Source organism: Ilumatobacter sp. (assembly GCF_049588435.1).
Lineage (GTDB): Bacteria > Actinomycetota > Acidimicrobiia > Acidimicrobiales > Ilumatobacteraceae > Ilumatobacter_A.
The window spans coordinates 1-4,625 of record NZ_JBAVYV010000449.1 but is presented as its reverse complement, the minus strand read 5'-3'; the positions used below and the strand labels follow the sequence as shown (position 1 = coordinate 4,625).

Annotated in this window: 4 protein-coding genes and 1 pseudogene; 1 reads left to right on the top strand and 4 read right to left on the bottom strand. The window is 67.4% G+C overall.

What is annotated here, in order from left to right; all coding sequences use genetic code 11:
- A pseudogene (locus tag WBV89_RS17315) lies at nucleotides 1-564 on the bottom strand (alpha-mannosidase); the annotation flags it as partial.
- Between the two features lie 87 nt (nucleotides 565-651).
- Here WBV89_RS17315 and WBV89_RS17310 point away from each other — a divergent pair.
- Entirely contained in the window at nucleotides 652-1,611 is a 960-nt protein-coding gene (locus WBV89_RS17310) for a hypothetical protein (protein ID WP_423982587.1), read from the top strand.
- A 10-nt stretch (nucleotides 1,612-1,621) separates the two neighbouring features.
- Here WBV89_RS17310 and WBV89_RS17305 read toward each other — a convergent pair whose 3' ends face one another.
- From WBV89_RS17305 to WBV89_RS17295, 3 genes are all read right to left on the bottom strand, one after another.
- Nucleotides 1,622-3,139, bottom strand: a complete 1,518-nt coding sequence (locus tag WBV89_RS17305; protein ID WP_423982586.1) for a DEAD/DEAH box helicase — start codon at nucleotides 3,137-3,139, stop codon at nucleotides 1,622-1,624.
- Nucleotides 3,140-3,275: 136 nt separating this feature from the next.
- Nucleotides 3,276-4,115 carry an SDR family NAD(P)-dependent oxidoreductase gene (locus WBV89_RS17300; RefSeq protein WP_423982585.1) on the bottom strand — a complete coding sequence of 280 codons (840 nt, stop codon included), beginning with the start codon at nucleotides 4,113-4,115 and terminating at the stop codon, nucleotides 3,276-3,278.
- A gap of 76 nt (nucleotides 4,116-4,191) precedes the next feature.
- Nucleotides 4,192-4,625, bottom strand: a 434-nt coding sequence (locus WBV89_RS17295; protein ID WP_423982584.1) for a sugar phosphate isomerase/epimerase family protein, incomplete at its 5' end; no start/stop codon positions are given.

The following is a 4,625-nucleotide window of genomic DNA, read 5'->3' as shown; positions in this document are numbered from 1 at the left end:
GTCGAGCACGTCGAGATCGTGAACGAGTGCTTCGGTCTCGATGTCGACGAGGACGAGGTCCGCTGTGCGGAAGCGGTAGATCGGCTTGGTCGACGCCGTCTCGGGAAGGCCTTGCGACGATGGCGCGAACTGCGGGAACGTCGGGTTCGACGCGGCTTCCACGAGGAGGTCGACGGCGGCGGGAACCGGATCGATGAGGTAGTTCGTACGTCGCGGATGGATCCCCTGCAGCGGTGTCCAGCTTCCGTCCGGACGGCGCTCGACCACCAGCCCCTCCGCCTGGAATCCGGCCGGATCGCGTATGAATCCGAGGTCGATGATCGCCTCGACGCGGTGGGTGGGTCCGCGCTCGATCCAGTCGGTCGGGATCGAGCCGGTCAGAGCGAACCACGTCGTTCCCCATGGCGTGCCCCACGGGGAACCGACCTCGAACGGTTCGACGTCGTCGGGCGTGGGTCCGGCCCGGACATCGAGCGGGATCCGGTCGACATGGACGAGTGGAAGGACGCGATCCCACAGTTCGCGGGCGATCCGGCGTTCGGCGAGCTCCCGATCATCGTGCACGACGCGACCGTAGCCACCGAACATGCACGTCGGTGCCTGGCACCGATGAACATGGTGGTCGGATCGGCGTGATACACAACCGGTCGAATGACGGGCGATGCGGTGATGCGACGACGACGGGGTGGGCAGCTGTCGGCGATCACGGTGACGGCGGCGCTCGCCGTAGCTGGCTGCCGCGTGGGGTCCGCAGGCGACGCGACCACCTTCGAGACCGTCGCCGCTGCCGAATCCGACACGACGAACACCACCGTGAACGATTCCCGGGATCCCGTCGCGGTCGAGTGCAGCGCCGAGGCGCTCGGAGCCGACGACGTCTACTCGTTCAGCACCGCCTACCTCGTCGTGGACGGAGCACTCGGCGGTGTGTGTCTCGGCGAGGGCGACGCCCGACTCATCGATGCGTGGGACACGTTGTCGACCATCGCGCCGGAGGAGCAACTCGCGGACCTCGGCATCTTCGCGGCGTTCGACGCCGACGAACCGGGGGACGAGATCACGCTCGCATTCGTCAACGCCCTCGACGACGACGGCAGCTCGTTCCAGATGTCGATCAACCTGGAGAGCTACGTCGACGACCCGGCCGAGGCGCTGCTCACGATTGCGCACGAGTTCGCGCACGTGTTCACATCGATGCCGTGGCAGCTCGATCGAACGGTCGAAGCCAGCGAGAACTGCGCCACGTGGGACAACGGCGAGGGCTGCTTCCTCGATGACTCACTGATGTTCCGATGGATCGAGGCGTTCTGGGGCGACGGCCTGATCGACCAGATCGATCCGGTCGACGAACCGAGCCACGCGGACGGTGTCGAACGCTGCGACGAGGACGCCGGTTTCTTCGGCGCGTACGCCGCGAGCCACCCCGAGGAGGACTTCGCGGAGGCGTTCAGCGCCTACGTGTTCGACCTCGAGCCCGACCGGGCCGAGCAACAGGAACGGCTCGATTGGATGGCCGCCCAACCCGGACTCGCGGAATTCCGCGACCGGGCCGAGGCGGCCGGGCTCACCCCGGTGCGCAACAACTTCGACGTCTGCGGCCTCCCCGGCTGACCGTTGCCGGTCAGCGAACGGTGACGTTGCGGGCTTCGAGGCCCTTCTTGCCCTGCCCCACGGCGAACGTGACGCGCTCGTTCTCGTCGAGGGTCTTGAAGCCGTCGGTCTCGATGTTCGAGAAGTGGACGAACAGCTCGTCGCCACCGCCGTCACGAACGATGAAGCCGTAGCCGCGGCTGGCGTTGAAGAACTTGACCGTGCCGAGCTCCTGTCCGGCCGGAACCGGTGCGTTGCTCTCGACGCGCTCGCGTTTCGGAGTCTCGTTCTTCGGTTGCACCTGCCTCGGAGCCTCGGTGCGCGGGGTTGCGGTTGCGACGGCCGGTCGGGTCGCCCGGTCGTCGTTGCCCGAGAGGAGCACGGCGACCTCAAGGTCGTCGACATCGGGATCGGTCACGTCGACCTGGATTCCGACGTCGCGCTGGAGCTTCTTGACGTCCTTGCTCGTCCCCGGCTCGACGAACGAGACGACGATGCCGGTCTCGCCGGCGCGGGCGGTGCGGCCCGACCGGTGGTGGTAGGTCGAGCCGTCGGCCGGCGGGTCGTAGTGGATCACTGCGGACACGCCGTTGACGTGGATGCCGCGTGCCGCGACGTCGGTCGCGATCAACGCATCGGCCTTGCCCTGCTTGAAGGCGTCGAGCGCACGGTCGCGCTGGTTCTGACTACGACCACCGTGGATCGGCTGGGCGGAGACGCCGAGCTTGGCGAGTTGCTTCGCGAGACGGTCGGCGCCGTGGCGGGTGCGGGTGAACACGATCGTCGATCCGCAGCGGTCGATGACGTCCGCGGCGTTCTGGTTGCGCTCGGTACGATCGACCTGCCAGAAGACGTGGTGCGCGGCGTGGATGTCGGGACCCTTCGGGCCGACCTCATGGAACGCAGGATCGTGCTGGAAGTCCTTGATCAGCTTGGCGACGGGGCCGTCGAGCGTGGCCGAGAACAGCAACACCTGGCGGTCGTCACGGGTCTGGCCGACGATCCGGCGGACCGCGGGCAGGAAGCCCATGTCGGCCATCTGGTCGGCCTCGTCGATGACGACGGTCGCGACATCACGCAGGTCGATCGCGCCCATCTGCATCAAGTCCTCGAGACGTCCCGGGCAGGCGACGACCAGCTCGGTGCCCTTGTTCAGGGCGTTCTTCTGATTGCCGTAGCCGACACCGCCGTAGATCGACGTGGCATACATGCGCATCGCCTTCGTGAACGGGGTGAGCTCGGCCATGATCTGCTCGGCGAGCTCGCGGGTCGGTGCGAGGACGAGTGCGACCGGCCGCTTCGACTTGGCCTTGGTGAGGCGGGCGACCATCGGCAGCCCGAATCCGAGGGTCTTGCCCGATCCGGTCGGGGCGCGGCCGGCGATGTCGCGGCCGTCGAGCGTGTCGGGGATCACGGCCGCCTGGATGGCGAACGGGGTGGACATTCCCGCGCGTTCGAGCTGTTCGACCATCGGAGCGGGGAGGCCGAGATCGGCAAAGGAGACGTCGATGGAGACATCGGACGCGGACGCGTCCAAAAGGTTGGTCATGGGGGACTGCTTTCGATTTCTGCTTCAATCACAGCGCTACGGCCGGAGCAGAGATTCCGATCAGCGCCCACCGGTCAGATCGACCGACGAAACATCCAGGCTACGGCGGGTCGACCCGACGCGTGTGTCGCTCCCGTCACGCTGGCGGCTCAGCGGGCGCTGAGAGTGACGCATCGTCGCCGTGCAGCATGTCCATGATCGAGTCGAGATTGGGTCCGCGCCGGAGGTGATGACCTCCGTCGGCGCTGATGCACGACCCGGTGATCCACGAACTCTCGGGACCGGCGAGGAAGCGCACGAGGCCGGCGATGTCGCCTGTCGTCCCGGCTCGACCGAGCGGCATCTGGTTCAGGTAGTCGTCCACGACATCGGGGATCGACATCATCGCCGCTGTCGCTTCGGTCGGCACGAGACCGGGCCGCACAGCGTTCGCTCGGACTCCGACCGGGCCCAGTTCGTCGGCGACCTGTTTGACGAGCATCTCGAGGCCCGCCTTCGACACGCAGTACGGCGTCATGAACCTGTGGGTGGCCGTCGCAGCGATCGACGACACGGCGACGATCGACCCACCACCCGCCGCGACCAGCAGCGGAGCCGCGGTCCGCATCGTCAGGAACGCACCGGTCAGGTTCGTCCCGAGGACACCGTTCCACTCGTCGAGCGTCGTTCGATGGAACGGCGCGGCCGATCCGTATCCGGCATTGACGACCACCATCGAGAAGCGGCCGGCCTCGGCGGCTCGCACACACGTCGCTTCGACATCGGCCTCCACGGTGACATCGCATCGGGACGTGATGACCTGCGCGTCGCGCTCCGCGGCGACGAGTTCGTCTCGTGCCGACGCGAGGCGGTCCTCGTCGCGACCGGCGACGACCACGGTGGCTCCGTCCGCCGCGAGCACGCGAGCACATTCGAGACCGATTCCGGAACCGCCACCGGTGACGAGCGCGACCTGACCGGACAGAGAACCTTCCATGTCACGAGTGTGGTGGGCGCACGAACGCCGACCAGCATCGGCGCCGGACGACGCGACGCGTCTTATTCGGCCGGGGTCATCGTCGAGCGGCGGCGATCGTGGCGCGGGTCGTGTCGGCCATGCGTTTCGCGACGTCGAACGGGTCCTGCGCGGACAGATCGGTGGAGATGATCTCGACGGAGTACGGCGAGTTCGAACCGATTCGATCGAGGGTTCGGACGAAGCGATCGAGGTCGAATTCTCCCTCGCCACAGAGCCGTCGGTTCCACAGGCAGTCCTCGATGTAGTGGTCGTGTTCGGGCACGACGGTGCCGTCGTTGATCTGGATCGACGTCACCAGGTCGGACGGCAACGCCTCGAGTTGGTCCCAGCTCGCTCCCCCGCGTTCGAGGTGCCACGAATCGACGCACAGCCCGCCGTTCGGGCGAGCGGCGGCCTCGACGACCGCGCGCGCCGCGGTGATGTCGCTCGCCTCCTGCACCGGGAGTGGTTCGAGGCCGACACCGACAC

Bases quoted from the DNA above. Each gene is read 5' to 3' on its own strand.
- WBV89_RS17300 (WP_423982585.1), bottom strand. From the start codon at position 4,115: ATGGAAGGTTCTCTGTCCGGTCAGGTCGCGCTCGTCACCGGTGGCGGT.
- WBV89_RS17310 (WP_423982587.1), top strand. From the start codon at position 652: ATGACGGGCGATGCGGTGATGCGACGACGACGGGGTGGGCAGCTGTCG.
- WBV89_RS17305 (WP_423982586.1), bottom strand. From the start codon at position 3,139: ATGACCAACCTTTTGGACGCGTCCGCGTCCGATGTCTCCATCGACGTC.